General features: G+C 62.7%; 23 protein-coding genes. 14 read left to right on the forward strand and 9 right to left on the reverse strand.

The window, feature by feature from the left end; translation table 11 throughout:
• Position 1: 1 nt before the first annotated feature.
• From LH20_RS19075 to LH20_RS19085, 3 genes are read left to right on the forward strand one after another with little or no spacing between them, the layout of a single operon-like run.
• Positions 2–1,183 carry a thiolase family protein gene (locus LH20_RS19075; RefSeq protein ID WP_053555593.1) on the forward strand — a complete coding sequence of 394 codons (1,182 nt, stop codon included), beginning with the start codon at positions 2–4 and terminating at the stop codon, positions 1,181–1,183.
• On the forward strand, positions 1,180–1,584 hold the full coding sequence (locus LH20_RS19080) for a Zn-ribbon domain-containing OB-fold protein (RefSeq protein WP_053555594.1): 405 nt from the start codon (positions 1,180–1,182) through the stop codon (positions 1,582–1,584). Before LH20_RS19075 ends, LH20_RS19080 begins: the two co-directional genes overlap by 4 nt.
• The gene (locus LH20_RS19085; RefSeq protein ID WP_053555595.1) at positions 1,581–1,985 is read left to right on the forward strand and encodes a VOC family protein; all 405 of its coding nucleotides are present in this window, start codon (positions 1,581–1,583) and stop codon (positions 1,983–1,985) included. Before LH20_RS19080 ends, LH20_RS19085 begins: the two co-directional genes overlap by 4 nt.
• Here the strand turns inward: LH20_RS19085 and LH20_RS19090 are convergent.
• The 3 genes from LH20_RS19090 to LH20_RS19100 are packed head-to-tail and all read right to left on the reverse strand — an operon-like array spanning position 1,945 to position 4,985.
• Positions 1,945–3,057, reverse strand: coding sequence for a phosphotransferase family protein (locus LH20_RS19090; RefSeq protein WP_158501172.1), 1,113 nt, complete (start codon positions 3,055–3,057; stop codon positions 1,945–1,947). The genes LH20_RS19085 and LH20_RS19090 overlap by 41 nt on opposite strands.
• 13 nt (positions 3,058–3,070) lie before the next feature.
• The gene (locus LH20_RS19095; protein ID WP_053555597.1) at positions 3,071–4,021 is read right to left on the reverse strand and encodes a quinone oxidoreductase family protein; all 951 of its coding nucleotides are present in this window, start codon (positions 4,019–4,021) and stop codon (positions 3,071–3,073) included.
• Between the two features lie 34 nt (positions 4,022–4,055).
• The gene (locus LH20_RS19100) at positions 4,056–4,985 is read right to left on the reverse strand and encodes an NAD-dependent epimerase/dehydratase family protein (RefSeq protein WP_200905398.1); all 930 of its coding nucleotides are present in this window, start codon (positions 4,983–4,985) and stop codon (positions 4,056–4,058) included.
• An 83-nt stretch (positions 4,986–5,068) separates the two neighbouring features.
• On the opposite strand from LH20_RS19100, the gene LH20_RS19105 reads away from it, so the two are divergent.
• The 5 genes from LH20_RS19105 to LH20_RS19125 all read left to right on the forward strand — a co-directional run bounded on the left by LH20_RS19105 (position 5,069) and on the right by LH20_RS19125 (position 13,325).
• A complete protein-coding gene (locus LH20_RS19105; protein ID WP_053555599.1) occupies positions 5,069–6,412 on the forward strand; it encodes a spinster family MFS transporter in 1,344 nt (447 codons plus the stop codon).
• Between the two features lie 97 nt (positions 6,413–6,509).
• Positions 6,510–8,165 carry an AMP-binding protein gene (locus tag LH20_RS19110; RefSeq protein WP_053555600.1) on the forward strand — a complete coding sequence of 552 codons (1,656 nt, stop codon included), beginning with the start codon at positions 6,510–6,512 and terminating at the stop codon, positions 8,163–8,165.
• Positions 8,162–10,342, forward strand: coding sequence for an acyl-CoA dehydrogenase family protein (locus LH20_RS19115; protein ID WP_053555601.1), 2,181 nt, complete (start codon positions 8,162–8,164; stop codon positions 10,340–10,342). The genes LH20_RS19110 and LH20_RS19115 overlap by 4 nt, the downstream gene beginning before the upstream one ends.
• 2 nt (positions 10,343–10,344) lie before the next feature.
• Positions 10,345–11,130 (forward strand): enoyl-CoA hydratase/isomerase family protein, encoded by a 786-nt coding sequence (locus LH20_RS19120; RefSeq protein WP_053555602.1) that lies wholly within the window; start codon positions 10,345–10,347, stop codon positions 11,128–11,130.
• A 233-nt stretch (positions 11,131–11,363) separates the two neighbouring features.
• Positions 11,364–13,325 (forward strand): flavin-containing monooxygenase, encoded by a 1,962-nt coding sequence (locus LH20_RS19125; protein ID WP_053555603.1) that lies wholly within the window; start codon positions 11,364–11,366, stop codon positions 13,323–13,325.
• Here LH20_RS19125 and LH20_RS19130 read toward each other — a convergent pair.
• Positions 13,298–14,062, reverse strand: a complete 765-nt coding sequence (locus LH20_RS19130) for an IclR family transcriptional regulator (protein ID WP_053555604.1) — start codon at positions 14,060–14,062, stop codon at positions 13,298–13,300. The two genes, LH20_RS19125 and LH20_RS19130, sit on opposite strands and share 28 nt — an antisense overlap.
• A 251-nt stretch (positions 14,063–14,313) precedes the next feature.
• Between LH20_RS19130 and LH20_RS19135 the strand changes: the two genes are divergently transcribed.
• The 3 genes from LH20_RS19135 (at position 14,314) to LH20_RS19145 (ending at position 17,411) form a co-directional block, all read left to right on the forward strand.
• Positions 14,314–15,087: an alpha/beta hydrolase gene (locus tag LH20_RS19135; RefSeq protein ID WP_053555605.1), complete on the forward strand. Its 774-nt coding sequence runs from the start codon at positions 14,314–14,316 to the stop codon at positions 15,085–15,087.
• Between the two features lie 38 nt (positions 15,088–15,125).
• Positions 15,126–15,944, forward strand: coding sequence for an SDR family NAD(P)-dependent oxidoreductase (locus LH20_RS19140; protein ID WP_053555606.1), 819 nt, complete (start codon positions 15,126–15,128; stop codon positions 15,942–15,944).
• Positions 15,945–16,040: 96 nt separating this feature from the next.
• The gene (locus tag LH20_RS19145; protein WP_053555607.1) at positions 16,041–17,411 is read left to right on the forward strand and encodes an IS1182 family transposase; all 1,371 of its coding nucleotides are present in this window, start codon (positions 16,041–16,043) and stop codon (positions 17,409–17,411) included.
• Positions 17,412–17,559: 148 nt separating this feature from the next.
• Here LH20_RS19145 and LH20_RS19150 read toward each other — a convergent pair whose 3' ends face one another.
• The gene (locus LH20_RS19150; RefSeq protein WP_053555608.1) at positions 17,560–19,944 is read right to left on the reverse strand and encodes a TonB-dependent receptor; all 2,385 of its coding nucleotides are present in this window, start codon (positions 19,942–19,944) and stop codon (positions 17,560–17,562) included.
• 214 nt (positions 19,945–20,158) lie between these two features.
• On the opposite strand from LH20_RS19150, the gene LH20_RS19155 reads away from it, so the two are divergent.
• Positions 20,159–21,418 carry a Rieske 2Fe-2S domain-containing protein gene (locus LH20_RS19155; protein ID WP_053555609.1) on the forward strand — a complete coding sequence of 420 codons (1,260 nt, stop codon included), beginning with the start codon at positions 20,159–20,161 and terminating at the stop codon, positions 21,416–21,418.
• Between the two features lie 94 nt (positions 21,419–21,512).
• On the opposite strand, the gene LH20_RS19160 is transcribed toward LH20_RS19155, so the two are convergent.
• The 4 genes from LH20_RS19160 to LH20_RS19175 are packed head-to-tail and all read right to left on the reverse strand — an operon-like array spanning position 21,513 to position 24,127.
• The gene (locus LH20_RS19160; RefSeq protein ID WP_053555610.1) at positions 21,513–21,965 is read right to left on the reverse strand and encodes a MaoC family dehydratase; all 453 of its coding nucleotides are present in this window, start codon (positions 21,963–21,965) and stop codon (positions 21,513–21,515) included.
• Positions 21,966–21,968: 3 nt separating this feature from the next.
• Positions 21,969–22,889, reverse strand: a complete 921-nt coding sequence (locus LH20_RS19165; protein WP_053555611.1) for an SDR family NAD(P)-dependent oxidoreductase — start codon at positions 22,887–22,889, stop codon at positions 21,969–21,971.
• Between the two features lie 6 nt (positions 22,890–22,895).
• The gene (locus LH20_RS19170) at positions 22,896–23,315 is read right to left on the reverse strand and encodes a Zn-ribbon domain-containing OB-fold protein (RefSeq protein ID WP_053555612.1); all 420 of its coding nucleotides are present in this window, start codon (positions 23,313–23,315) and stop codon (positions 22,896–22,898) included.
• Positions 23,315–24,127: an enoyl-CoA hydratase/isomerase family protein gene (locus LH20_RS19175; protein WP_053555613.1), complete on the reverse strand. Its 813-nt coding sequence runs from the start codon at positions 24,125–24,127 to the stop codon at positions 23,315–23,317. Before LH20_RS19175 ends, LH20_RS19170 begins: the two co-directional genes overlap by 1 nt.
• Before the next feature lie 253 nt (positions 24,128–24,380).
• Between LH20_RS19175 and LH20_RS19180 the strand changes: the two genes are divergently transcribed.
• Entirely contained in the window at positions 24,381–25,409 is a 1,029-nt protein-coding gene (locus LH20_RS19180) for a thiolase C-terminal domain-containing protein (protein ID WP_200905399.1), read from the forward strand.
• Positions 25,410–25,661: 252 nt separating this feature from the next.
• The gene (locus LH20_RS19185; RefSeq protein WP_235527032.1) at positions 25,662–26,447 is read left to right on the forward strand and encodes a helix-turn-helix transcriptional regulator; all 786 of its coding nucleotides are present in this window, start codon (positions 25,662–25,664) and stop codon (positions 26,445–26,447) included.
• The last annotated feature ends 26 nt before the right edge of the window (positions 26,448–26,473 follow it).

The raw sequence follows: 26,473 nt of genomic DNA on the forward strand, positions 1-26,473 counted from the left end.
CGTGAAACCCCAGCTCGACGCGGCAATCGTCGGCCTGGGCCTGACAGGCTTGACGCGAACGGAGTCCCGTTCGGCAGCCGAGCTTGCGCGCCTCGCGGTGATCGCGGCGGCCGACGATGCGGGCATCGGAATTTCCGGCATCGATGGCCTGATCCTTTGCCGCTCCGGCGGCGCGAGCGACGCGGTGCTCGGACTCGATCTGCAGCGCGCGCTCGGCCTGCGCGAACTCAAGCTCAACCGCATCGTCCTGTGCGAAGGCGCAAGCGCGCTTGCCGCGATCCAGACGGCAGCGCTGGCGGTTTCCGCGGGGATGGCAACCAACGTCGCCTGCGTCTTCGCCGACGCACCCGTGACACCGGGTACCCGGATAAGCACCGCATTCGGCCGGCAGAAAACCGGCATGGGAATGGAGGGGCTTCGCTACACTGCCGGCTTGTTCGGCGGCGCCGCGGTCCATGCGCTCAGCGCGCAGCGCTATCTGGCGCTCCACGGCTTGAGCGAGGATGTGCTCGCCGATGTGGCGATAACGACGCGCGCCTGGGCGAGCCTGAACCCCCACGCCTCCTATCGCAAGCCGTTGAGCCGCAGTGATTATTTCTCGGCCCGCTATATCGCCGACCCATTGCGACTCTTCGATTGCGCGGCCCCGGTCAATGGCGCGATTGCAGTGGTCGTGACCACGGGGGCCCGTGCCGCTGACGGCGCCCAGCCTGCCGTGCGGATTCTCGCTTATGCCGAAGGGCATCCCGGCGCTCCCGACCGGCAAGGCTTCGACCGGGCGCTGACCCATGGTGGCGCGCTCGCCGCCAAGACAATGTTCGAAAGGACCGGGCTGACGCCCGCAGACATCGATATCTGCGAGTTCTACGATGCCTTCAGTATCATGCCGCTGCTCGCGCTGGAGAGCTATGGCTTCTATCCGCCGGGTCACGCTTGCAATGCCTATGCACAAGGAGCAGCGGCGCCCGGCGGAACGGCCATGCCGATCAACACGGGCGGGGGGCATCTTTCGGGCTACTATCTCCAAGGCATGACACCCGTGGCCGAAGCCGTGTTTCAGGCGCGTCGTGCCGCGGGCGATCGCCAGTGCGCGCGCGCGCGGACCATCCTTGTGACCAACGAAGGCGGCAGGCTCGACTATCATGCCGGAATGATTTTCGGCTCGGCGGGGCAATGGCTATGACATCAACGCCCGTTCCTGGGGCCGACCCCGCATCGGCTCACTTCTTCCATTCGCTGGACGAAGGGCGGCTCGATCTGCTGGTGTGCCGACAATGCGGAACGGCCCATCTCGCGATATCGGTGTGCGATGTATGCGGAAGCATCGATTTCTCGTCCGAACCCGCGAGCGGCATCGGCATCATCTACAGCTTCACGCGCGTGCATATCGCCCACCATCCCGCCTTTGCCGATCAGTTGCCCTTTTGCGGCGGCATCGTCGAGCTGGCGGAAGGCCCGCGCCTGTTTGCGCCCCTGCTCGGCGAAGAGCCAATTTCGGTGGGAGCACCTGCAATATTCGAATGGCAGCAGATCGACGGCCGGGGCTTCGCCGCGTTTCGCGTGTCGGCTGCAGCACCGCAATGAAGATCGACAGGATCGATCACATCGTCCTCACGGTCGCTTCGATCGAGAGCACGTGCGATTTCTATCAGCACGTGCTCGGCTTCGAACGGCATTCGCCTGCCGGCAAGCCGATCTCGCTCCACTTCGGCCGCCAGAAGATCAATTTGCACCAGGCCGACCGCACCTTCGATCCCAAGGCAAGGCACCCGACTGCCGGCGCAGCCGATTTCTGCCTGATTGCGCTCGAACCGATCGAAGCGGTTGTGGTTCATCTCGAGCGGCACGGCGTCGCGATCGAAAAGGGCCCCGTTGCGCGCACCGGCGCGGTCGGCCCGATGGATTCGGTCTATTTTCGCGATCCCGATGGCAACCTGGTCGAAGTCAGCCACTACCGAACGGCGGAGGACCAGACCGTCCGCTGAACCCCGTCGGCAGGCCGCGGTGCGCAACGAAATCCGGCGACAGCGGCGGCACGGCCAGTCCGAGCCGCTCGGCAATGATCTGTGTCGCGGTATTTGCATGCGCCATTCGCGTGGTCGGCGGCAGACGCCCGCTCTCAACGCCGATGTCCGTCGCACGTATCAAGGTCGTGGCGATGAAGAAGGCGCCAAGCACCATATAATAGTCGAGGTCGTGCAATTCCCGGCCGCTTTTCCGGCAATAATGTTCGACCACGTCCCTCTCATCGGGCCAGCCGGCGGAGCGTTCGACGCCGATCATCTCGGCGTGAAAGCTGTCCATCATAATCCAATACCCAACATCCAACGCCGGCGGGCCTATGAATGCCCCTTCCCAGTCCAGCACAGCTGCGATCGATTGGTCTGCGGCAAACAGGATGTTACCGGGCCGGGCATCGCCCCATAGCAGCACGTCGCCATCGTCGCGCAGCGACCCTCGCGCCTGCAACAGATAGTCGAGCGCTTGATCCGTAAGCGGGAATGGCCGCCCGCGCGCCGCCCAACCGTACCAACTCGCCAGCTGTCGGAGGTGTCTGTCGATCCCTACATCCTGCATCTCGCTCCCCGTCAGGAAGCCATGCGACCGGCGCCAGTCGACCGCATGTATTCCGACCACAGCGTCGAGTCCGTTGAAGGCCAGGGTTCGTCGCTGGTCGGGAGTAAGCTCGGTCAGCAGGCCGCGCATGTGCATCGATGGCCGGCCCAGCGGTGAGCGTCCCTCGACATGCCGCATGAGCAGAAACGGCGCGCCTAGCACTGCACCACTCGGCTCGACGCCCATCATTGGCGCGACCGGCACATCGCTGTGCTTCGCCACGGCATCGATCACGCGATATTCGCGAACGATATCCGGCTTGAGGAAGAGCTGCTTGCCGCGTTGCTCGAAACGGATGACATACGCGGTCTCCGCCGCGTCCGCCGACGTCCGGGCTATGAGCTTGAGCAATTCGCTCGACTGGCCACCCATGAGCGGATCGAGCGATAGAATCTCGCTTTGGAAGCCGAACAGGGGTTGTTCACGGAGCCAGGCGGCCAATCGCGCCCTTTGCTCAGTCGAGATGTTCATCGCAAACCTTGATGACGATCTTGGCATGCGGGCTGCCGCACTGCGCCTCCCATGCGGCTCCAACGTCCTCCAAGTCGTAGGTTAGGGTGTCGATGGTCCAATTGCCGGTCTTGGCGTAGGCAAGCAGCCGCTCGAACGCCGCCTGCCGCTCCGCCGCAGGCCGGATCAGTTCGCCGGTATCGACGCCGTGATGATGGCGGCGGCGCAACTCGGTGAGCGTGAGGGTCATCGTCCGTCCTGCGCGTGTGCCGATGCTCATCAGCCGTCCGCCCTCGGCGACTGAGCGCATCGCCGCCTCGGCGGGCGCGCCGAACAGGGGATCTAGTACCACGTCGTATCCGCGCTCGCCCTTTTCCGCCGCCAGCGCGGAATCGTCATCCCCCTGTCCAAGCTGCACGACGGCATCGAGAACTCCATGATCCTTCATCCGTTCGAGCGCGGGCAACGAGCGCGCTGCCCCGACCACCGCGCCCGCGCCAAGTTGCCGCGCAACCAACGCACCGATCTGCCCGACCGGTCCTGTCGCGCCGAGGATCAGCACCCGCTCACCCGGCCGGATCTTCGCTTCTTCCAGCGGAATCAGCGCACCGAGCCCCGCGAGCGCCAAGGCGATCACCTGTTGCGGATCGGCATCGTCGGGGATCGGCCAGATCTCCGCCTCCGGCACGACCGTGATTTCGGACATCGCGCCCTGCTGCGGGATTGAATGGCCGAAATAGACCCGCCGACCATCATCGAGCAAACCTATTCCCTCCCCGCCGATAATGTAGGGAAATACAGGATTCTTGTAGATCCCCCGAACGCGCAGCACGTCGGTTGGCTGAAGCCCCGCCCACTGAACCTTGATCCGCAAGGCTCCGTCGGTCTCGACCGGTTCCGGAACATCGGTAAAATAGGGCTTGGTATTGAGCGCATCCACCACCGCGGCTCGCATGTCGATCTCCTCCAGATTTGGGCGGACCGCCGCTTCACCCGGCGCGATAGGCGGGATGCGGCACGTCCGACAGCATATCGAGATGGCAGGGCGCCCAGCCGAGCTCGCGGCGCGTTCGCGGTGCGCGCGATCGGCTGCACGTGCTCATGATGATGAGAGCCAGGAATTTGCCCCAGATCGCCTCCGCTTCCTCGAAACCGACGCTACGAACCCCGCAACCAAGCTCCCGGGCCACACGCTCCGCCAGCACGCGATGCGGGACCTCGCCGGCAACGGCGTGATAGAGCGCCCCGCTCACGCCGCGATCGAGCGCCAGAGCGTAGACCCCGGCCAGATCCTCGACATGCACGTTGGAATACAGGTTCAGGCCGCGCCCGAGATAGCAGACATCGCCGGTCTTGTGCGCCGAGTCGTAGAATGCCTCGATCAGGCCGCAGCCGCCATTGCCCCAGATCATTGGCGGGCGCACGACCATCGCTCTCACATCACGGCCGGCGGCTTCCCGCACCAGCCGCTCGGTCTCGACGCGTCGTCCGAGCCATTTGGACGGCACGAATTGGTCGTCCTCGGCGAAACTGTCCTCGCTCCAGTCGCCGTCCGTTTTCTGGCTGAGCACCCCGGTGCCCGATGTGAAGAGCAACGACTTGCCGCTGCCCGCGAGGCACGCCGTCAGCGCGGACATGGCCTGATGCTCGGGCTCGAGCAGCAGCTGAGCTGCATAGACGATAGCGTCGGCATCGGTCAGCGCTTCGTCCAGCGTCTCCGGGCGATCGAGGTCGGCGAGAATCGGCCGAGCCCCCAATTCTTCGATGCTCCCCGCTTTGGAAGGCGCGCGCGCCGTTCCCGATACGTCATGCCCGTCCTGCACCAAGCGACGGACGATATGCGATCCGACATAGCCGGTTGCGCCGATCACCAGAACCTTCATGGCTATGCTGGTGTCGTTGATCGGCCCCTTGCTCAAGACCCTGCGAAGGGACTGTTGATTGCGCGCTGGCTAGGCGACAGGTCCTCCGTTCGCATATATCGAGATTGAGGAAGGCCGCGATGTCGGACCGCGCCATCGACGAGTCCATTCCTGCCGATCCAGGGCTGCCCAGCCCGGCCCATTCCCGCTATGCGATCGGGCTGTTGATGGTTGTCTACATGCTCAGCTTCCTGGACCGGCAGGTATTGTCGATCCTCGCCGAGCCCATAAAGCGCGATCTCGGACTCGCCGACTGGCAGGTCGGCGCCGTGAGCGGGCTCGCCTTCGCGCTTTTCTACACGCTGGTCGGCATTCCCGTCGCGCGCCTGTCCGAGCGCGGGCACCGGCCATATATCATCGCCACAGCCATCAGCATCTGGAGTGCGTTTACGATCCTTTGCGGTTTCGCGCGTAGCTTCACACATCTCGCCTTGGCGCGTTTCGGGGTCGGCACCGGCGAGGCGGGTTGCACGCCGCCAGCCCTTTCACTGATCGCCGATTATGTCCCGCGCGAGCGGCGCTCGTCCGCGGTCGCGGTCTATATGGCGGGCGCGCCGGCCGGCGCGCTGCTCGGCATGGTGGTGGGAGGCCTCGTTGCCAGCCATTGGGGATGGCGTACGGCGTTCGTCGTTGCCGGTGCGCCCGGTCTCCTCGTTGCGCTTCTAGTCGCATTTACCCTGCTCGAACCGCGTCTTAAGCAGCGTATGACATCCATCTCGTCACCCCAGCCGGACAAGGAGAGTTTCGCGGCGACGCTGAAGGTTCTCGCCAGCAAACCGACCTATCGGCTGATCGTCTCCGCCGTCACGATGAAGGCGTTCATCCAGTATAGCGTGCACGCATTCCTGGGCTCGTTCTTCTTTCGCAATCATGCCGCCGCGCTGGCCGACGCCGCGAACACCTACGGTCTTAAGCCGGTCGGGTTCCTGGGAATTGCCTTGGGCCTCATCCTGGGGCTGTCAGGCGTGGCAGGGTCGGTCCTGGGCGGCAAGTTTGCCGATCATTTCGCCCGCCGCGACATTCGCGCGCATATGACGATCCCGGCGATCGGCATGCTCGTCGGCACCCCCTTCTACATCGCCGCGTTCATGGTGGATTCGCTGCCGCTCGCGCTGGCGCTGCTGCTGGTCCCCGGAACGCTCAACGCCATGTACTACGGACCGGCCTATGCGATCGTCCAGGGACTGGTACAGCCCTCGATGCGGGCAACGGCGACTGCGGTGCTGCTGTTCGTGATCAGCCTGGTCGGTCTGGGACTTGGTCCGCTGATCATCGGTATTGTCAGCGATGTGCTGGTCGGACAGGGTCTCGGCGAAGCGGAGGGCATCCGATGGGCGCTCATGCTCTGCGTTCTCGTCGCTGTTCCGGCTGCCATGTGCTTCCTTGCCGCACGCAAGTCGCTGCAGGCGGACCTTGTCAGCTGAGGCAATCAAATGCGCGTGCCGTCGATATTCGCATCCGCCGGGCGACGCGACGATCCGAACCATCGGCAATAGACGGCGCCACGGGAGGAGATAGGTCATGAATCTCAAAGAAGCTTTCGCCGCGCTGGACGCAGCGCCGCATTGGCGGCGACGTGCACCTTATTTGGATGAATGGCGGCGACTGGGCTATCACAGCGGCAAATTGACCGGCGAACTTATCGCGGAACGCGTGCGCGAACGACCGGACGTTCCCATCATCTTCGGATCGCGCGAAAGGCCGTCCCGGACGACCGCAGCGGAGCTGCTACAGCAAAGCTACGGCGTGGCGGCCGCCCTCCACCGCCTCGGCCTACGCGAGGGCGATGTCCTGGTGTCGCAAATGCCGAATTGGCGCGAGGGATCACTGACGCTCCTCGCGGCCCTTCACCTCGGGCTTGTGTTCGTACCGATGGTCCACATCTACGGGCCCGCCGAGATGGCGTTCATCATCAACACGGTCGGTGCAAAGGCCCTCGTGGTGCCCGATCGATGGAAAAAGATCGACTATGGCGCACGCATCGCTGCGCTTGGCGACGTGCCCACGCTCGAGCAGGTGATCGTCGCGGGATCGGAACCGATGCCCGGCGACATCACGCGTTGGGACGACCTGGACCGCACCGATGCCGATCTGCCGTCGCTCAGGGCGAAGCCCGACGACCCGTGGCTGATCATGTTCACTTCCGGCACCACGTCCGTCCCCAAGGGCGTCGTCCATACCCATCATAGCTTTGCCGCCGAAGTCCCGTTGTTTCCCACAGAGCCCTCGCCGACCGGCAGCATGAAGCTGCTGCCGTTGCCTGCTGGCCACAGCGCCGGGGTGATCGCAGCACTGCGGCCGCTGCTGGCCGGCGATGCTTGCCTGATGATGGATGCGTGGGACGAGCAGCTGGCGATCGAGTTGATCAAGCGCCACCGCCCCGACCGCGCGGGCGGGGTGCCCGTCATCATCTCGTTTCTGCTCGATCATGCCGACGAACTGTTCCCGCATGGCCTGGTACAGATGTCGGTTGGGGCGGCGAGCGTTCCCTCGGCACTGATGGAGCGTGCTGAGAAGCTCGGCTGCCCCGCTACGCGCACCTATGGCTCGACCGAGCATCCGACCATCTCCGGTGCGTTTCCAGAAGATCCTTTCGAAAAGCGCGCAACGACCGATGGCGGATTGCTGCCAGGCGTTCGGGTGCGCCTGGTCGACGATGACGGCCGCACCGTCGGAACGGACGTTCCGGGCGAGATCGTCAGCATCGGGCCGGAACTGTTCAAAGGCTATCTCGATCCGGCGCACAATGAAGCTGCGTTTGCGCAGGACGGCTGGTTCCATACCGGCGACATCGGCCAGCTGGACGCGGAGGGTTATCTGCGCATCGTCGATCGAAAGAAGGACATCATCATCCGCGGTGGCGAGAATATCTCGTCCAAGGAAGTGGAGGACACGCTTGTGCTCCATCCCGGCATCGCCGAAGCGGCCGTGGTTGCCTGGCCAGACCCGCGCATGGGTGAGCGCGTCGGCGCCTTCGTCCGGCTGAAGGAATCGGCCACACTCACCATCGACGACGTTGCCGCGCATTTCCGAGCGGCCGGCATTGCGCGCCAGAAGACGCCCGAGCGCCTTGTGATCGTCGACGATTTTCCGCGCACCCCAGCAGGAAAAATCTTGAAAACCGAACTGCGCGAGCGAGTGCGATCGCTCGCCGCACAGGAAAAGGATCCGGCATGAATCTCGAGTTGACCGAGGATCAGGAAATGCTCAGGGACGCGCTCTCGCGCGCCTTTGCCAAGTCTTCGCCGCCGTCCCGCATCCGCGAGGCCGAGAGATCCGGCCATGATCCCGATACCTGGCGAGCGTTCGTCGAAATGGGCCTACCCCTGCTCCGGGTACCGGAAATGCAAGGCGGCGCCGGCGCAGGCCTGATGGACGCCGTGGTGGTCGCCGAAATCTTCGGTGAGTTCGTGCCGGTGATCCCCGCGCTCGACATTATCGTCACCGCGCGCTTGCTGGCTGTGCTTGGAGAAGAAGTCTCGGAGGTTGCCGAAGGGCAGATCGTCGCGCTTGCCCTGCAACCCGCCGACGGGGGTGAGCAGTTGATCGATGCCGCGGGCGCGGCCGATCGGATCTTATTTCGCAGCGATGACGAGATACGCGCGCTCGCCGGTCCCTTTGGCATCCCCGAAGCCAATATCGGATCGAGCGCCGCGCGACGGGTCGCGCTCGGCGGCAACGTGGGCGAGGTGATCGCATCCGGACCCGAGGCGATTGCTGCTTATGATGCAGCAATCGAAGAGTGGAAGCTGCTCAACGCCGCGGCCAGCGCCGCTGCGGCGCGCAAGGCAATCCTGATGGCGGCTGATTACGCTAAGGAACGGCATGCGTTCGGCCGGCCCATCGGCAGCTATCAAGGGCTCGCCCATCCGCTTGCAGAAGCTTATTGCGAAGTCGAGGGCGCAGCGCTCCTCATATGGAGGACCGTGGAAGCGCTCGCGGCGGGTCAGCCCAAGGCAGGCGCCTTGATACGAATGAGCGCCTGGTGGGCCGCCGAGTCATGCCGCCCCGCGGTGATCAAGGCGATGCGGGTATTCGGTGGCTACGGCATGACCATGGAATATGACGCCCAAATCTATTTCCGCCGCGTCACGCAATGGTCGCTGCTGGCCGGAAATCCGGATGACGATCTGCCGGTAATCGCCGACCGCCTCTGGTCCGGCGCGACACCCGCTTTGCCCGCCGCGGGGAATACCGCCATCACATTCGAGTATCCGCAACAGGCGCTCCAAGTCGCCGAGACCGTGCGACAAATCTTTCGTGAGCATGCGACGCCCGAACGGCGCGAAGCGCACTTCAACTCCGATGACTTCTTCGACCCGGAGCTGTACCGCAAGCTCGCTGCGGTCAATCTTCTGTACCCGGACTGGCCCGTCGAACATGGCGGCAGCGCGTGCGATCGCTTTTCGGTCGCCGCGATCAAGAAGGTCTTTACCGAATATGATTGGGGTCATGTCGTCATCTCGGTGTCCGACATGCTTGGAAAGATGGTGCTGCACTTCGGGTCCGATCAGGCGAAGGCCGAAATTCTGCCCAAACTTGCCGCTGCCGAAGCCTATGGATCGCTCGGCTATTCCGAGCCCTCATGCGGATCAGACATTTTCGCGGCGCGAACCAAGGCGGTCCGAGACGGCGACGACTGGATCATCGACGGACAGAAGATGTTCACGTCGCAAGGCCATATTGCGCAATATGCTCTGATGCTGACACGTACCGGCGAGGACAAGCATGGCGGCGTGACGCTGTTCGCGCTTCCGCTGGACGCACCCGGCTATCGCTGCGATGAAATCAAAACGATCGGCGACGAGCGTACCAACACGACCTTCTACGAGAGCGTGCGTGTCTCCGACGCCTATCGCTTGGGCGAGGTTAACGGTGGCGTGAAGGTGCTGGCAGCGGCGCTCACGATGGAACAGGGCTCTGGCGATCATTATGTCGGTGCGATTAAGCACATGCTGGTCAGCGCGGTGGAATGGGCGCGCTCCAAATCCCGAGACGGCAAGCCGATGATCGAGGATCGCAGCGTTCGTGCGACGCTCGCGCGCTCGGCGACCCGGCTCGAAGTCGTCGACGTCCTCAGTCGCCGTACGGCTTGGGGTTTCGGCGTGGGTAAACCGCGCAAGCACTACGGCCCGAGCGCAAAGCTGTTCGGCAGCGAAAGCTGGGTCGTCTGCGGATCGGAACTGATGGCCCTCGCGGCGCCCGACACATTGCTACAAGGCTACACATCGCCTGGCCGCATCGAGAAAGAATATCGCCGTGCGGTTCCCAGCACCATCTACGCGGGCACTAGCGAGGTTCAGCGCAGCCTGGTCGCGGAGGCAGGCCTGGGTCTGCCACGTACGAGGAGCTAGGCATGGCGGACCCAAACACGAAACTGGAGCGCGACGGCGCGATCCTCACCTTCACCTTCGATCGGCCTGACAAGTACAATGCCTTCACGCGGACGATGCTGGCAGCGTTGCAGGACGCATTCGGTGTCTTTGCCGCTGACGATGACCTTCGCGTACTGCTTATCCGGGGTGCGGGCCGTTATTTCTCGTCGGGCATGGATGTGACAGCGCTCGGCGGAGGCCCGACGGACGAGGGTCCCTCAGGGTTCAGGCGCCGCTATCGCGAGACCGCCTGGCATCAGCTCTACGACGAATTCGAAGCGCTCGAAAAACCGATCGTTGTCGCGCACCAAGGACCATGTCTCGGTGCCGCGCTCGAAATGTCGTTGTCCTGCGACTTTCGCTTGGCGAGCGACGCGGCACATTATGCGCTGCCGGAACTCAACATGGGCATGATCCCGGGGTCGGGCGGCACAAGCCGATTGGTTCGGACCATCGGCGGCCACTGGGCTCGCTGGCTGATTATGGCCAATCGTCCGATCAGCGCCGACCGGGCGCTCACCGCAGGTCTCGTTCACGAGATATATCCGGCAGCCGAATTCGACGCGAAGGTTGATGAATTCTGTCGTGCCCTGGCCGCTCAGCCCGCCGAAGCGCTCGCCGCGGCAAAGCTTGCAATCGAACTCGCTGTCGATCTCGATCGCACCCAGGCGCGCAACGTCGAGCGCCTCGCAAATAGCAGCTTGGCCGGTCGGGAGGAGCAGGTCCGGGTCTTCGCCGCGCTGCGCGAGCGTTTCAAGCCTCAATAACCAAACGCCAAGACACTGGCGCGAGCGCAAGTATCATCGCCCTATTTTCGGGCAATTGGCTTATGCGTTCATGATTGCGTCCAGATTTAAAATTCCGTCTATATGTAAAATATTTCGCTAGATTATATTTTGATCTACCAGCTCGCTTCTGTTGACAGCCCTACATCGATCATAGAACTTTGCGCCACACTAACTACGTGACCAAAGAAAGATGAGACATGGGAAGTGTGGAGATGGATCGCGACTTTATTCGAAACGCAGTCGAGGAGGCTGATCTCAACGCATTGCGCATCGCGCTGCTGCAAGCAACGGGAGATCCCGAGTACGCCGCCATCCCCGTCGAGCGGGTCGAAGTCCGCGCGGGCGCCGGTACCAGTTTTGTGGTCGCGGAATCGCATCGCCAACGCCTGATCGACAAAGCTGTCGAGTTCCTGTCGGACAAGCCGCACGAACACCAGCTCACCGTACCGAACGACACCCAATTGCGTGCGTTCATGGAATTGGTCGCGGGCGGGGAGCCCATCAGCGACGAGGACTTCGACATTCGTCGGCCGGTGCCGGCCTTCGACGACTATCCGCGCGCTGCCAACTGGCGGCGGCGAGCACCGTCACTTCCCGGCTCCTTCCAGGTGGCGATCGTCGGCGCGGGCTTCAGCGGCCTGGGGATGGCCGTCCAGCTCGAGCGGCTCGGCATCCCCTATGTGATCTATGAGCGCCGGTCCGAAATCGGCGGCACCTGGAGCATCAACACCTATCCCGATGCCCGGGTCGATACGCCCAGCGCGATGTATGAATTCAGCTTCGAGAAGCGCTATCCGTGGACCGAGCATTTTGCGCGGCAAGCCGAGGTGCGCGCCTATCTCGAGCATATCGCACACAAATTCGGTATCTTCGGGAAAATCCGGTTCAATCACGACGTCAAGGGCGGCTTCTTTGACGAACGTGTCTCGCTCTGGCGACTCGACGTCATCGATGACCGCGGCCGGCACACACCAGTTGCCGCAAATTTCGTGGTCAGCGCGTCCGGGCTGTTCTCGACGCCCCGTCAGCTCAGTGTCGAGGGCGTCGATACTTTCGAGGGCGAGATCGTACACAGCACCGAGTGGGGCGAGCGGCACAGCGCGGCCGGCAAGTCGGTGGCAGTGGTCGGCAACGGCTCGACCGGCGTGCAATTGCTCGACCGGATCTCGGACGAGGCGGCAAATACCTATGTCTTCCAGCGGACGCCGCAATGGATCTCGCCGCGCGAGCGTTATGGCGAGCCGATGAGCCCGGGTGAAAGCTGGCTCCGTAAGACCATGCCCTATTATTGGAACTGGACGCGCTACACGGGCACGCTGCCTGTGCTGAACCTATACCAGTTTCTCGTCCCCGACGAGGAGTGGCGTGCGAAGGGCGGCATCGTCAATCGGCCGAACGACGCGCTACGGGAGGCGCTGACCCAGTATATCGTCCAGCAGGTCGACGGCCGCCAGGATCTGATCGAAAAGCTCGTGCCCGGCTATGCGCCCTTCTCGCGTCGGCTTATCGTCGACAACAACTGGTATCGCTCGTTGCTCAAGGACAATGTCGAGCTCGTCACGACACCGATCTCGCGGCTGACCCCGACCAGTATCGTGACGCAGGACGGAGAGGAGCGGCCGGTCGACATGATCGTGACCGCGATCGGCTTCAGCGTCGAGAAATATGTCTGGCCCTCAGACTATATCGGCCGCGCTGGCGTGTCGCTTCAGGATAGGTGGGGCAAGGACGGCGCGCGCGCTTATCTCGGCATGATGATCGACGGATTTCCAAATTTCTTCGTGCTATACGGTCCCAACGCGCAGAGCGTCAGCGGCGGCGGCGGCACCATTCCAACACAGATCGAGATGTGGACCAAATATGTCGCGCAGTTGATCGTCGATACGATCGAGAGCGGGCATGCGGCGGTTGAAGTCACCAGCGACGCGTTCGAGTCCTATTATGAGCACCTGGACGAAGCCGCCAGCAAGCTGATCTGGCTGACCGACATCGGATCGATGGAGCGAAACTATTACGTCCGGAACGGCCGCCTTCAGGTCAACATGCCATTCCATTATCAGACATGGCACCATATGCTCGCCAAGCCTGATCTGGGCGACATGGCGCTGACCGGAAAGCTGCTCGAGGCCGACCTCGGCGCACAGCCTCAGGAACCGATCAAGCTATCGGCGTAGCGGCGCATCTGCCCATGCAGTTCCTCAACGCGCGGCTCGATAAATTCGGGCTGGCCGGCCAGGCCGAGCACAAGCTGGATGCCAGCGGTCGGCCGCGGCAGCGCCAGCGCGATCGAGAACAGGCGGTCACTGAGGCCACAGGCATAGCCCTGTGCCCGCGCCGCAGCGACCGACGCGTCGAGCTCTGCGCGAGCTTCGTCATTCATATGGCGCGCCTCGGGCGTGCGCGCGATCCAGCGTTCGATGTCGCGGTCGTCATGCGCGGCCAGAAAGGCGGCCCCCAGCGTGGAGCGTGTGATCGAGACGCGGCTGCCCTTGCGCACCAGGCCTGCCAGCGCTGGCGGCGTGGTGACGTCGACGAGCTGCAACAATCCCATCTGCGGCGCCGCGAGCGTGACGATCTGCCCGGTGCGCGCGCCGATCGCGGTGACGAGGTCGTGCAGCGCATCCCCGCCGAAGAAATTCTCCGCAAGCCAATTGGCGAAGGGCAACAACCGCGGCGAAGGCCGATAGAGCTTCCCCTCCGGATCGATCAGCAGATAGGCGGAATCGACCATCGACTTGAGCAGCTGATCAGCGCTGGACGGATGAAGGTCGAGCGCATGCGCGATATCGGTGGCGCGCAGAGGGCGCCGGACGGCCGCGAAATGCTCGAGGACATCGAGCGCGCGAATCGCCGATTTCGAAAGATTTCGGCGTTCGCCAGGGTTCCTGATTTCGCTGCTGGTGTGCCGCACACTACCTTCCTGGGCTCTGTCGTCGGCGGGCTGCTCTCCTGCTCGCTGCATCTGTCGCTGTCCCCTCCGGCGGGTGTTGAGTGCCTGAAACGCACTTGTCATTCCACATCGTCTCTAACGTCAGCGAGCCAGTAATGTCGCGCAAAATGAATCACGATGCAAAGGGTCGCCCCACCACGTCATGTCCACTCGATCCACCGCCGCTAAGGCCGGGCCGGGCCGCACCGGCGACACTGCTCGAGCGACGTGCAATGGCCCTGCCCGGCAATGGCTATCCGCCCTGCCCTGAAGTCGTCACCCAGCAGATCGAACTCGGCCCGCTGCACTGCCTGTCCTGCGCCGCGCCGAACGCCCATGGCGTGCTGTTTCATATTCATGGCGGCGGGTTCCGTGGCGGAAATCCTTCTCGCTCCCGTCCATTTGCCGAGACTGTCGCAGCGCGGCTCGGCTGCACCGTCATCCTTCCAAGCTATCCGCTGGCGCCTGAAAATCCTTTTCCAGCAGCGCTGATTAAGCTGCGTGCTGCAGTTGCTGCGATTGAAACCAATCAACCGCTCGTGATCGGTGGTGACTCGGCGGGCGGCAATCTGGCGCTTGGATTATGGCATCTCGGTGCAGCTGCGGATGCGCTTTGGCTGCTTTCGCCCTGGCTCGATCTGCGGATCGCTGCAGGATCCTATGATCGTGCCGCCGCTACCGATCAGCTCTTTTCGCGCGAGATGGCGTTGGATGCGCGGGAAATGTACCTTCAGGGCCATTCCCCGGGCGATCCCCTCGCCTCGCCGCTACTCGGCTCGCTCGAAGGGCTGCCGGAAACCTTCGTGCTTGCCGGCGGCGGCGAGGTGCTGCTCGACGACACCCTGAAGCTGTTTTCCTTGTTGGGAGCGGCCGGGGTCGATGTGGAATGCCGCATAGTTCCAGACATGCAACACGTCGCGCCAACCTTCGGCCCGGATTTGCCGGGTAGCGCAGCGGGCCTCGATGCGGGCGTCCGCTTCCTCGAACGTCAATTCGCGCGTCGATAGCCGATCGGACGACAATCAACGGCACAAGGGAGAGAAAGATGGCCGCAATCGACCTTCTGGGGCTCAAGGGCCAGACCGCCATCGTTTGGGGAGGCGGTCAAGGCATGGGCGAAAGCTCGGCCTATTATCTGGGCCGAGCCGGATGCCGTGTCGCGGTAGTCGACATGAATGCCGCGCGCGCCGAAGAGGCCGCAGCGCGGCTCAATGCACAAGGCTGCGACGTAATCCCGCTGGTCGGCGACATCACCGACGGGAGCGATGTCGAACGTGCGACGGCGGAGGCCGAACTCGCCTTCGGACCGATCGACATCATGGTCACCATCGTCGGCGCGTCGAGCTGGAAATCCCTGCTCGAAGTGACGGAAACGGATTGGAATCGCGAGTTCGATCTCAACCTCAAATCGGTGCTCTACAGCGCGCGTGCGGCTGCCCGGCGGATGCTCGCGACCGGCCGCAAGGGGACCATCATCGCGGTCAATTCGGTAAGCGGCCTGACCTCGGCGCCGTTCCATGCCCCCTATGGCGCCGCCAAGGCCGGGCTCATGAACCTGGTACGATCGATGGCGGTGGAATGGGGTCCAGATATACGCATCAATGCGATCGCGCCCGGAACGATCATCACACAACGCTTGCCCAAACAGGCGTCCGAGGACGACCCGGCGAGTCCGTTCCGTCGACGGCTGCCGATGCAGCGCCGCGGCACAACCGACGAGATCGGCAAGGCCGTATTGTTCATGGCATCGGACCTCGCCAGCTATGTGACCGGACAGACCCTTGCGGTTGATGGCGGCTGGACGGCCGCCTGGATGTTCGATGTGCCGACCGAAGCGTCCCGGCCGGGTAAACTTTCCGACTGACGAATAGCGGAGCAAGAAAAGGGGCGGTCCAGCGACCGCCCCTCAGACTGCTGACAAAGCCCTGGCGCGAGCCGGGGCTTTGTGATTCTATGGGACATGCTGAGAACGCCTAGCCCTATCCAGACCGCTCTTGAGATGGTTACGCTTGAAGAGCTGGTCCCGCAGGATCACCTGCTTCGCAAGATCGAAGCGGTGATCGACTTTTCCTTCATTCATCCTTTGACGGCGCCACTTTACAGCGCGGATAACGGTCGCCCGCCGCTGGATCCGACCTTGATGTTCAAGGCGCTGTTCCTCGGATATCTTTTCGGCATTCGATCCGAACGTCAGTTGGTTCGGGAGATCCAAGTCAATGTTGCTTATCGGTGGTTTCTTGGACTGAAGCTGACCGATGGCGTGTTTGATGCATCTACGCTCTCGCAGAACCGTCGGCGTCGGTACGATAACACCACGATCGCGCAGGACATCTTCGATCAGATCGTGTTGCAGGCCATAGAACATGGCCTCGTTGACGGGACCGTGCTGTACACGGACAGCACCCATTTGAAGGCCAACGCCAATAAGAACAAATATGATCTGAAGGTGGTCGCCAAGTCGCGCAGCGATTACTGGGATGCGCTCGATCGCGCGATCGAAGACGACCGCGCTGAACATGACCTCAAGCCTCTCAAGGCTCGCGAACGGCAGCCGGTAGAAAAGAGCACCAAGGTATCCAGGACTGACCCCGAAAGCGGCTACATGGTGCGCGACGGCAAGCCCAAGGGGTTCTTTTACCTCGATCATCGCACCGTTGATGGTCGCCTTGGGATCATCACGGACACATACACAACACCAGCCAATGTCCATGATTCCGTGGTCTATCTGGGACGGCTGGATCGTCAGTGCGAACGTTTCCAGTTCGATGTTGCCGCCGTTGGCCTGGATGCCGGCTATGCAACCGCCGGTATCGCCAAAGGCCTTGAAGATCGTCAGATCATGGGGGTGACCGGATATCGCAATCCCAGCCGGCCAAGGCCAGGCATGATGCGTAAAAGCCGCTTTGTCTGGGAAGGGCAGAGCGACGGTTACCGCTGCCCTGAAGGCCAGTTGCTCGGCTATTCAACCACCGATCGCAATGGCTATCGCCAATACAAGTCCGATCCGAACGTCTGCCGCGACTGCGCCTTGCTGTCTTCCTGCACAACGGCGCAAAAGCCTCAGCGGGTTATCACACGACACGTCTGGCAGGACTCTCGGGACCGGGTCGACGCTTTACGGCTCACACCGCAAGGCAAAGCCATCTACAAAAGACGAAAGGAAACAGTCGAACGCTCGTTCGCCGACGCCAAGCAACTCCACGGACACCGCTACGCTCGCTTCCGAGGACGAAAACGCGTCGCGTTCCAGTGTCTCATCGCCGCAGCAGCCCAGAATATCAAGAAAATCGCCCTGGCAATGACCCGAGAAAGCCTCCCGGCACTCGCCTGACACGAAACGAAGATCTGTCGCCGCACCCAAAGCCCAAATCGAACGATGCTACAGCACAAACAACAAACCCCGCCGCAAAACGACGGGGTTTGTCAGCAGTCTGTGGGGCGGTCCAGCGACCGCCCCGTTTATTCAAATTTCGGCTGCCTTAGCGACCGAACGGTATACGCAATTCCAGGCCGTACATACGCGGCGGACCGGGCCATGCGCTGAGCAACCCGATCACGTTCACGAGCGCATATTTGCCGGCATAATATTTTTCGTCGGTCAAGTTGGTGACGAATGCGCCGATGTCGAAGGGGGCGCCGAACGGTTTCCGCCAATCCGCGCGCAGATTGACCAGACCATAGCCGTCCACCACACCGACCTGGTTGAGGCACCAGCGCTCGATACCGTTCGGGCCGCAGTTTTTGGAGTTGGAGTCGGTGGTCTGGAAGCTGCTCTGATAGGAGTAGGTGGCCGAGATCGAAGCTTCTCCGTTCTCCGGCGCCATCGGCACGTTAAGTCGGGCGCTCGCGGTGAACATATGCTCAGGGGTGTAGGAGAACAGAGCGCTCGAATTGTCTACGGTGACCGGCCCGCCCGGGGTGTTGAAGACGTTGCTATAGTCGTCATATACCGCCTTGGTGAGCGCGTAGGACGCCGACAGCGTTACGATGCGGCCGATGTCGACGTTGAGGTCTGTCTCGAGGCCATAGACGTGCGCCTTCGCCGCATTGCGATCCTGCGCCGCGGTGACGCCGTTCAGGACGAGCGTAATGTTACGCTGAAGATCCTTGTACCACCCATAATAGCCGGCGACATTGAACCGGATCGAGGCGTCGCCGAGATCGAATTCGTTTTTCGACCCGATCTCGATATCGTCGACCAGCTCAGGTCGAACGTCGGGTGAAGTCGCCGAACGCGCGGCGCCGGCGCGATAGCCCCGACGGTGCGCCACATAGACGAGGTTGTCCGGCGTGAACTGATAGTTGAGACTGATGTCCCAGGTCGGCTCGGTGAATGTGGCTTTGGTCTTGAAGGAGCACAGCGAACGATCGGTCAGATTGGGGATCACCATCGGCACGCCGCTCGCCAGACACACATTGGGCTCGGTGACCGTCGCCGACAGCGCACGCTGCTGGCGGACGTGCGAATCGATATAGCGCGTGTCCTTGGTGATGCGTGCGCCAAATGATACGCTCAAGCCATCTGCGATGGACGGCAGCTTGACGTTGGCGTGCGCGAAGGTCGAGATGCTGTCGTTGCGGCCGGTCAGATCGGTAAAGTTCAGCGGCAGGGCATTGAACGTCTGCGCGTTGGTGAAATCGTCGCCTTTCTCGGTGGAGTAGAATGCACCGAAAACGTAGTCGACATTGCCATTCTCACCTTGAACCTGGAGTTCGTTGCTGAACTGATAGCCGTCATATCTACCGAACGTATAGAATATTCCCAAACCCGAGCCATCGGCAAACGTACTGAAGTTGTTCTTGATGTCGCGATAGGCAATGATGTTCTTGATTCTTGCCGAACCGAACAGCGAAAGGTCGTCGCCGAGTTCGATCGTAGTGGTGTTCTGGATCGACAGGACCTTGTCGCGGTTGCGCGCCTTGTGCAGCTCACGATACTCATAGAAACCCAGCGCATTGCTGGCCGCCAGCTCGGCTTGAACCGCCGGCACTAAGGCGGCCACCGGGAAAGTGCCGGGATTGAAGCCAATCAGCTTCGGCTGGAAGCCCAGGACATCGCTGCGGAAATAGGTTCCGATGAAGTCGGAGGTGATATCTTCGGTCGGCGTCAAGCGCAGCGAGGCGCGAAGCGACGTGTTGTCTTCGTCCCAGCTCCGCTCGCCCGGCCGCAGCGCATTGCGGAACCAGCCGTCCATCTTGTGATATTTGCCGGCGACACGAAGCTGCACCGCATCGCTGATCGGCAGGTTGAGCATGCCCTCGGCATCGCGCATGCCAAAATTGCCGGCCGAAAGCTGGCCGTATCCTTCGAAATCGCGCGTCGGCGCGTTGGGCGTGAGCAGGATCGCGCCGCCCGTCGTATTGCGACCAAATAGCGTGCCTTGCGGACCCTTGAGCACCTGAACCGACTGGAGATCGAACACCGATTGCGACGACCCTGCAGAACGTGCCGTACCGACTTCGGCGAAATAGACGACGATCGCGGGATCGGCGGTGATACGGGTCGCGTTCGCTCGCTGGCCGCGGATCTGATAGGCGGGTCGGGTGCTTCCCAGCGAGCTCGGCGTGACGGTCAGACCCGGTGCGACGCGAGGCAGATCGGTCAGCGACTGCACATTCTCGGTCCGCAACTCGTCGCTTGATACGGCGGCGACCGAAAGCGGAACGGCTTGCAGGCTTTCTTCCTTGCGTCGCGCGGTGACGAGAATCTCACCGTCATCGTGGTTCGCTTCGGCATTCTGCGCTGCCGGTCCCGATGCCGGCTCGGCTTGTGCCAACGCGATGGACGGCCATGCAACGGCGCCGATCGCGGCCGAAGCGCCAAGCGCAGTCAACAGGGTCCGCGTTGCGGAAATTCGGTTCATTCCCCCATCCCCTCCAGAAGATTGCGTCGTCTACAGCGACCGGGTTGGACGACCGCTGGCATGCATCGGAAGCAGTCGTCCGCTCGCGCGCTTGTTCGTCCAGGCGAGACTAAATCCAAGGGGATTCGGGACAATCCCCGCCACAGGGGACAGACAGAGGAGGAAATAGGGAACATCATCCGGATAAACGAAGCCCCTAAAAGGAGGACCGGCAATGCTGAACGTGGAGCAAAATGCCAATCTTACTCGCGTGGAGGGTGAGGCGCCGATGGGAGCGTTGCTGCGCAGTTGGGCTTGGTTTCCATTCGCAATCTCCACGCAGCTCGTCGTTGGCGACGCCCCTTTGAGGGTTCGCCTTCTGGGAACCGACTATGTCGCTTTCCGAACGACGGAAGGCCAGATCGGCTTTATCGATGAAGCCTGTCCGCATCGCGGCGTGTCGATGGCGCTCGCGCGCCACGAAGGATGCATGCTGCGCTGCATCTTTCACGGCTGGGCAATGGATGCAACGGGCAAGGTCGTCGAAGCACCGACACATCATGGCGACCAAACCGCGTTTCTGAAGGGGATTCGCACGCGTCATTATCCCGTTCGGGAGCACGGCGGTCTGGTTTGGGTCTGGCTTGGCGATCTTCCCGCAGCCGACTTTCCGAATCTACCCTTCTTCGAGCTGCCCGAAGATCGTGTCTGGATGACGGTGACCAAGGTTGACTGCAATTGGCTGCAGGGTGTGGAGGGCGCGCTCGACTCCGCGCATGTCGGCACATTGCATCAGAGCTGGGTGCCGCGGCTCGCTGCGAGCACCTCACCTGCCGGTGGTACGATCGGCTTGGCGTTGAAAGCGGTCGCTCCTCGGTACGAGATAGAGCGAACGCCTTTCGGGCTCAGCGCGACCGCATTGCGTGTTTTGGCCGATGATTCCACCTATGTCCGCACCACGCAGTTCGTCGCGCCTTTCATAAATCTGGTGCCTGGATCCGGACGAAATGAGGGATCGATCTTCATCGGCGTGCCGATCGACGACACGCATCATCTGCTCTTCTTCGGCTATTTTTCCGAGTCGTTCGCGATCGGCGAGGACACCCCGCGCGTGCAGGCCCTGATCGGCAACGGGCGGGTCGAGCGCCATGATTTTGCCCCGTTCAACGGCTCGCGGGAAGACAATTGGGGACAGGATCGCGTCGCGATGTCTGCAGGGCACTTCACCGGGTTCACCGATAATCTGCTCGAGGAAGATATCGTCGTGCAGGTCAGCATGGGCGCCATCGCCGACCGTACGCGCGAACATCCTTCGTCAAGCGATGTCGCGATCGTGCAGATGCGAATGATGCTTTTGCGCGCCCTGCGCAATCATCAGGAAGGCGCCCCTCCTCTCGCTCCCCACCACGGTCCATGGAGCGGCAGCGATGCGCGGCCGGTGGATCGTGTGGTGCCAGCCGGGCAAGACTGGCGCTCCGTTCCCGAATCCGCCTGAACCCGGCGGCGGCACATCGACACGGGCATCGCGTGCGACACCCGTCGAGATCTGTGCAATGCCCGGCGATCCGAGGATGGATCCAGCCTCCAATTCAAACTGCGTGGCGGAACACCATCTGTGCGATGCAGGCCGGCTTTTCGGCCCCTTCCCGCTCGACCACATATTCGATGATGGTCTGAAACATCGGGCCAACCGGCTCGAAGCTCAGGATCTTGGCGGCCACCCGCAGGCGCGATCCGACTGGAACCGGACTGGGAAAGCGTACCTTCTCATAGCCGTAGTTCAGTCCCATCTTGAATCCGTCAAACTTGAACATGCCTTGATTCAAGGCTGCGATCATCGATAGCGTGAGCAGGCCATGGGCGATGGTCGTGCCGAAGGGCCCGGTCTTGGCCCTCTCGACATCGACATGGATCCACTGATGGTCGCCGCTGGCACGCGCGAATTCATTTACGCGCTCCTGCGTAATCTCAAGCCATTCGCCGGGCCCCAGGGTCCGGCCGACAAGACCGGGCAGCGTTTCGCGGCTCAACAAGGTCGTCATGGTTCAACCTCCCAGGCGCAGGCCGGCTGTCCGCGTGCCGAACAGATCCGTGCCGATGATCCGGCCAAGTTCTTCCGTCTTCCACCGCTTTTCGCCGCTCGACAGTCCCGCGCCCTCATGCCAGCCCTTGAGCACCGACAGACGGTCGCGAACCGCCCGGATACACTGGCCGCTGACCATCTGCGCCTCATCGCTGGCGAGCCACGCCACAACCGGCGATCCCAATGACGGGTCCATCGGGTCGAAGATCTCGGCGTCGAATTCGTCCGGCTCCTTGGGCGCGCCCATGCCGATTGTCGATGAGATGCGCGTCAGCCCCCCCGGCGAGATGAGGTTCGCGGTCACGCCGATCGATGCGAGTTCCAAAGAGAGAGTGAGCGTAAGTCCGGCGATGCCGGCCTTCGCAGCGGCATAGTTGGTCTGACCGAAATTGCCGAGCAGGCCGGCGCCCGAGGTGGTGTTGATGATCCGGCCGGGATAGCGGCCGTTGCCCGCCTTGGCGGCAGCACGCCAATGTTGCGCGGCCGCACGGCAGACCAGCCAGGTGCCGCGAAGATGGACCTTCATCACCAGGTCGAAATCCTCGACGGACATGTTCCAGATGGCCTTGTCACGGACGATACCGGCGTTGTTGACGACGATGTCGATCCGGCCCCACTCGTCGATGCCGCGCTTCACCATCGCCGCGGCCGCGGCCTCGTCGCTGACATCGCCATAGTCGGCAACGGCTTCGCCGCCGCGCGATTTGATCAAGTCGACCACCACATCGGCATCGCGTCCCTGCCCCTCGCCATTCGCGTTACCGCCAAGGTCGTTGATGATCAGCTTTGCGCCTTGCCGCGCCAGTTCGAGCGCGTGGCCGCGTCCGATACCGTGCCCGGCCCCGGTGACCAGCGCCACCTTGCCTTCAAGAATTCCCGTCATGTGCTTCTAGCTCCTTGCCGGACTGAATACCGGAATGGTGACTTCGTCGGAGATCGCCTCGAACCCGAGTTCGACCGGCATGCCGATCTCGAGCTCCTTGGGCGATGCGCCGGTGATGATCGTGGTGACGCGCACGCCCTCCTCCAGATCAACCTGGGCCGCGACATAGGGCAGCTTGGCGTTGAACGGTGGAAGGTCGTTCACGAACACTGTCGACCAGGTGTAGAGCGTGCCCCCACCCTTGGCGGGGACGAGCGTGACCATCTCGCTCCAGCAATGCGGACACATCGGCCTCGGATAGTAATGGACTTGCTCGCAGGACTCGCATCGCCCCAGCATCAGCGTGCCTTCGCGCAATGCATCCCAGAACGGTTTGGTCTCTGCTTCGATCGTCGGCAGGTCGAAGCGCGGCCCGCTGCTCGCCATCAATATCCCCTGAAGTTGACGGGGCGCTTCTCCACGAAGGCAGCAACCCCTTCCTTGACGTCATCGGTCTTGCCATTGATCTCCTGTGCCATCGCTTCGGCGAGGAAGGCGGCCTGGCGATCGCTGTCGAGCGAGGCGTTCAACAGACGCTTCGACAGGCCGATCGCCGTCGTCGCGCCTCCCGCTAGGCGTCCAACCAGTTCGTCAGCCTCGACAGCCAGTTTTTCCGCGGCGCAAACACGATTGACCATACCGAGCGCGAGCGCATCGCGCGCCGTCAAGCGGTCCCCGAGAAAGGCAAGTTCCTTGGCCTTCTGCAAGCCAACGCGCCGCGGCAGGAGATAAGCCCCCGCCGCATCCAGCGCGAGGCCCCGCAGCACGAACGGCTGCGAGAACCAAGCCTCTTCAGCGGCGGCGACCAGGTCGCAGGCGAGTGCGAGATGGGCGCCCATGCCGGCCGCCGGGCCCTGCACCGCCGCAACGACCGGCTTGCCGCAGTCGAGCACCGCCGCAATGAGCCGCTGCGCTCCCCCGAGCATCGTCCGCATCGTCATCCCGACCGGCCGTGGGGTCGCCATCGCGCTCGACATGCGGCCGACATCGGCGCCCGAACAGAAGTGCTTGCCGGTCGATTGCAGCAGCACGGCGCGAATCTCGACATCCGTATCGGCCTCGGCAAGCAGCGCGATCAGCCGTTCGCGACCCTCTGCGGCGATCGCGTTCGCGCGGTCGGGCCGATTGAGCGTGATGCGCAGGACGCCGTTGGCGACCTCGCCCAACACCATGTCGGTCGCACTCTCTTCCAACGCCATTCCTCCGCGCTTCTCAAGCCGTTGTCCAAACATGGCCTAGCGAGGGTCCACCGCGCTCGACGAGTCCCCATTACGGTGACAGTCAGTAGGGTATGAATGGCCTATGAATGCCATGATCAATCGAAGGGGACATTGCATGGGTCGGCGAGTTGCAATTGCGGGCGTAGGATTGTCGGGACAGCCCGGATCGCCCGAGGCGACACCATATGCGCTGCACGCCCAGGCCTCGCGCGCGGCGATTGAGGAGGCTGGCTTGAAACCATCGGACATCGACGGGTTTGCCTCGGCGGGCCTCGGCGCGCTGCAACCGCTCGAAGTCGCCGAATATATGGGGCTGAGACCGCGCTGGATCGACTCGACGGGCGTCGGCGGCGCGACCTGGGAAGTCATGGCCGCCCACGCCGCCGACGCAATCGCCGAGGGACATGCCGACGTCATTCTGCTGGCCTATGGATCGACCGCACGAACCGATCTCAAGCGGAAGCTACGCACCGCAAGCCTGTCGTGGGGCACGCGCGGACCAAGTCAGTTCGAAGCGCCTTTCGGGCATACGCTGATTTCCAAATATGCGATGGCCGCGCGGCGTCACATGTACGAATATGGCACCACGCTGGAGCAGATGGCGGAGATCGCGGTTTCGGCCCGCTATAATGCGAGCCTCACCCCCTTCGCTGCCTATCGCGAGCCGATCGAGATCGCCGAGGTGCTCGACGGCCCCATGATCGCCGATCCCTTTACCAAGCTGCAATGCTGCATCCGCTCCGATGGCGGCGCCGCGGTCGTCATGGTGGCGGAGGACCGTATTGCCGACCTCGCGGTCAAGCCGGTTTGGGTTCTCGGCAGCGCGGAGGCCGGCTCGCACGTTTCGATGAGCCAGTGGGACGACTTTACCACGTCGCCGGCGGCAATGACCGGCCCGGTCGCCTTCGCACGCGCCGGCATTCGTCCGGACGAGATCGATGTTGCCCAGATCTACGACGCCTTCACCTACATGGCGCTGATCACGCTCGAGGATCTCGGCTTCTGTGCAAAAGGCGAAGGTGGCGCCTTTGTCGAAGGCGGTCGTCTTCGCGTGGACGGCGCGCTACCGGTCAACACCGACGGCGGCGGCCTTTCCGCGTGCCACCCGGGCATGCGGGGACTCTTCCTGCTGGTCGAGGCCGCGCGCCAGCTGCGCGGCGGCTGCGGCGCGCGCCAGGTGCAAGACGCGAAGCTCGCCTGCGTCAGCGGAACCGGCGGATGGTTCTGCTCGAGTGGCACGATGATTCTCGGCGCCGACTGAGTACGAATTTGCCGTAGCGGACTCCAGCCATAGCAAATTCCAATAGCAGGCAGCATGCCAAGCCGCGCGCGCGCGCGGCTGCAACTTGCCATGATAACGGCGACGTCGAAACTGGCTGGGCAGCCGTTGTCGATACGCCGAAAGGATGCGCGCGGCAGGTCCGGTACGCGCACTCGACAAGGCGCGTCGATGTGGACGATACTGTCTCCGGCCATGAACAAGCCCGACAACGGGCCGACAGGAGAGGCAGCCTTGAACGCAATCGCTATCATGCAGACACCCCGGACTCAGACGCTTGCCGGAGTCGTCAATGCGCTCGGGACGGACGAATTCGAAGGCGAGACGCTACGTTTCCTGAACACGATGTCGGGCGCAGAGCATTATTGCGTCTATCGTCTTCGCGACGGACGACCGCAGTTTCTGGGCGGCGCGAGTGTCAGAGGCACGCACGCCATGCGCCATCGCAGTGCCGAAAAGCGCTGGCCGGAAAGATCTTTCATTGAGTTGCACCAAGCCGACGAAGTTGCACGCTCATCTGACAACGCCTTGATGTTTCGCGACGATATCGAACAGGTCGCTGATCCGACGCTGCATTCGGCGCTTGAGCATTTTCGTATCGTCGATCGGGTGATGGTATGCGGGCGTGCCGTTGACGACCTCTACGCGCTCTCGGTGATGCGGTCGCGCGAATCGGGGCAGTTCGCCGAGCAGGAACTGCACGGTCTTGCCGAACATGCCGACATGCTCGTCGCAGCTTGCGCGAAACACGCGGCACTGCACTGGGATTGTGCCAAAACCATCGCCCATTTTGCTTCTGTCGAGGTCATCGAAGCCAATCTTCGAGCCAGCGATTGGGGTCTGTCGGAACGCGAGTTGCAAGTGAGCGCCCGCATATTGTTCGGCATCTCCGCCTATGGGATCTCCATCGATCTCGGACTGGGCGAGGAAACGATCGCGACGTACCGCAAGCGGCTATATGCGCGGCTGCGGATCGGCGGGCGGCACGAGTTGATGCAGCGTTATCTGACACTGCTGTAGCGGCGATAGCCGCGGGAGAGCGACGA

Origin of the sequence: Sphingopyxis sp. 113P3 (assembly GCF_001278035.1) — a bacterium.
Lineage (GTDB): Bacteria > Pseudomonadota > Alphaproteobacteria > Sphingomonadales > Sphingomonadaceae > Sphingopyxis.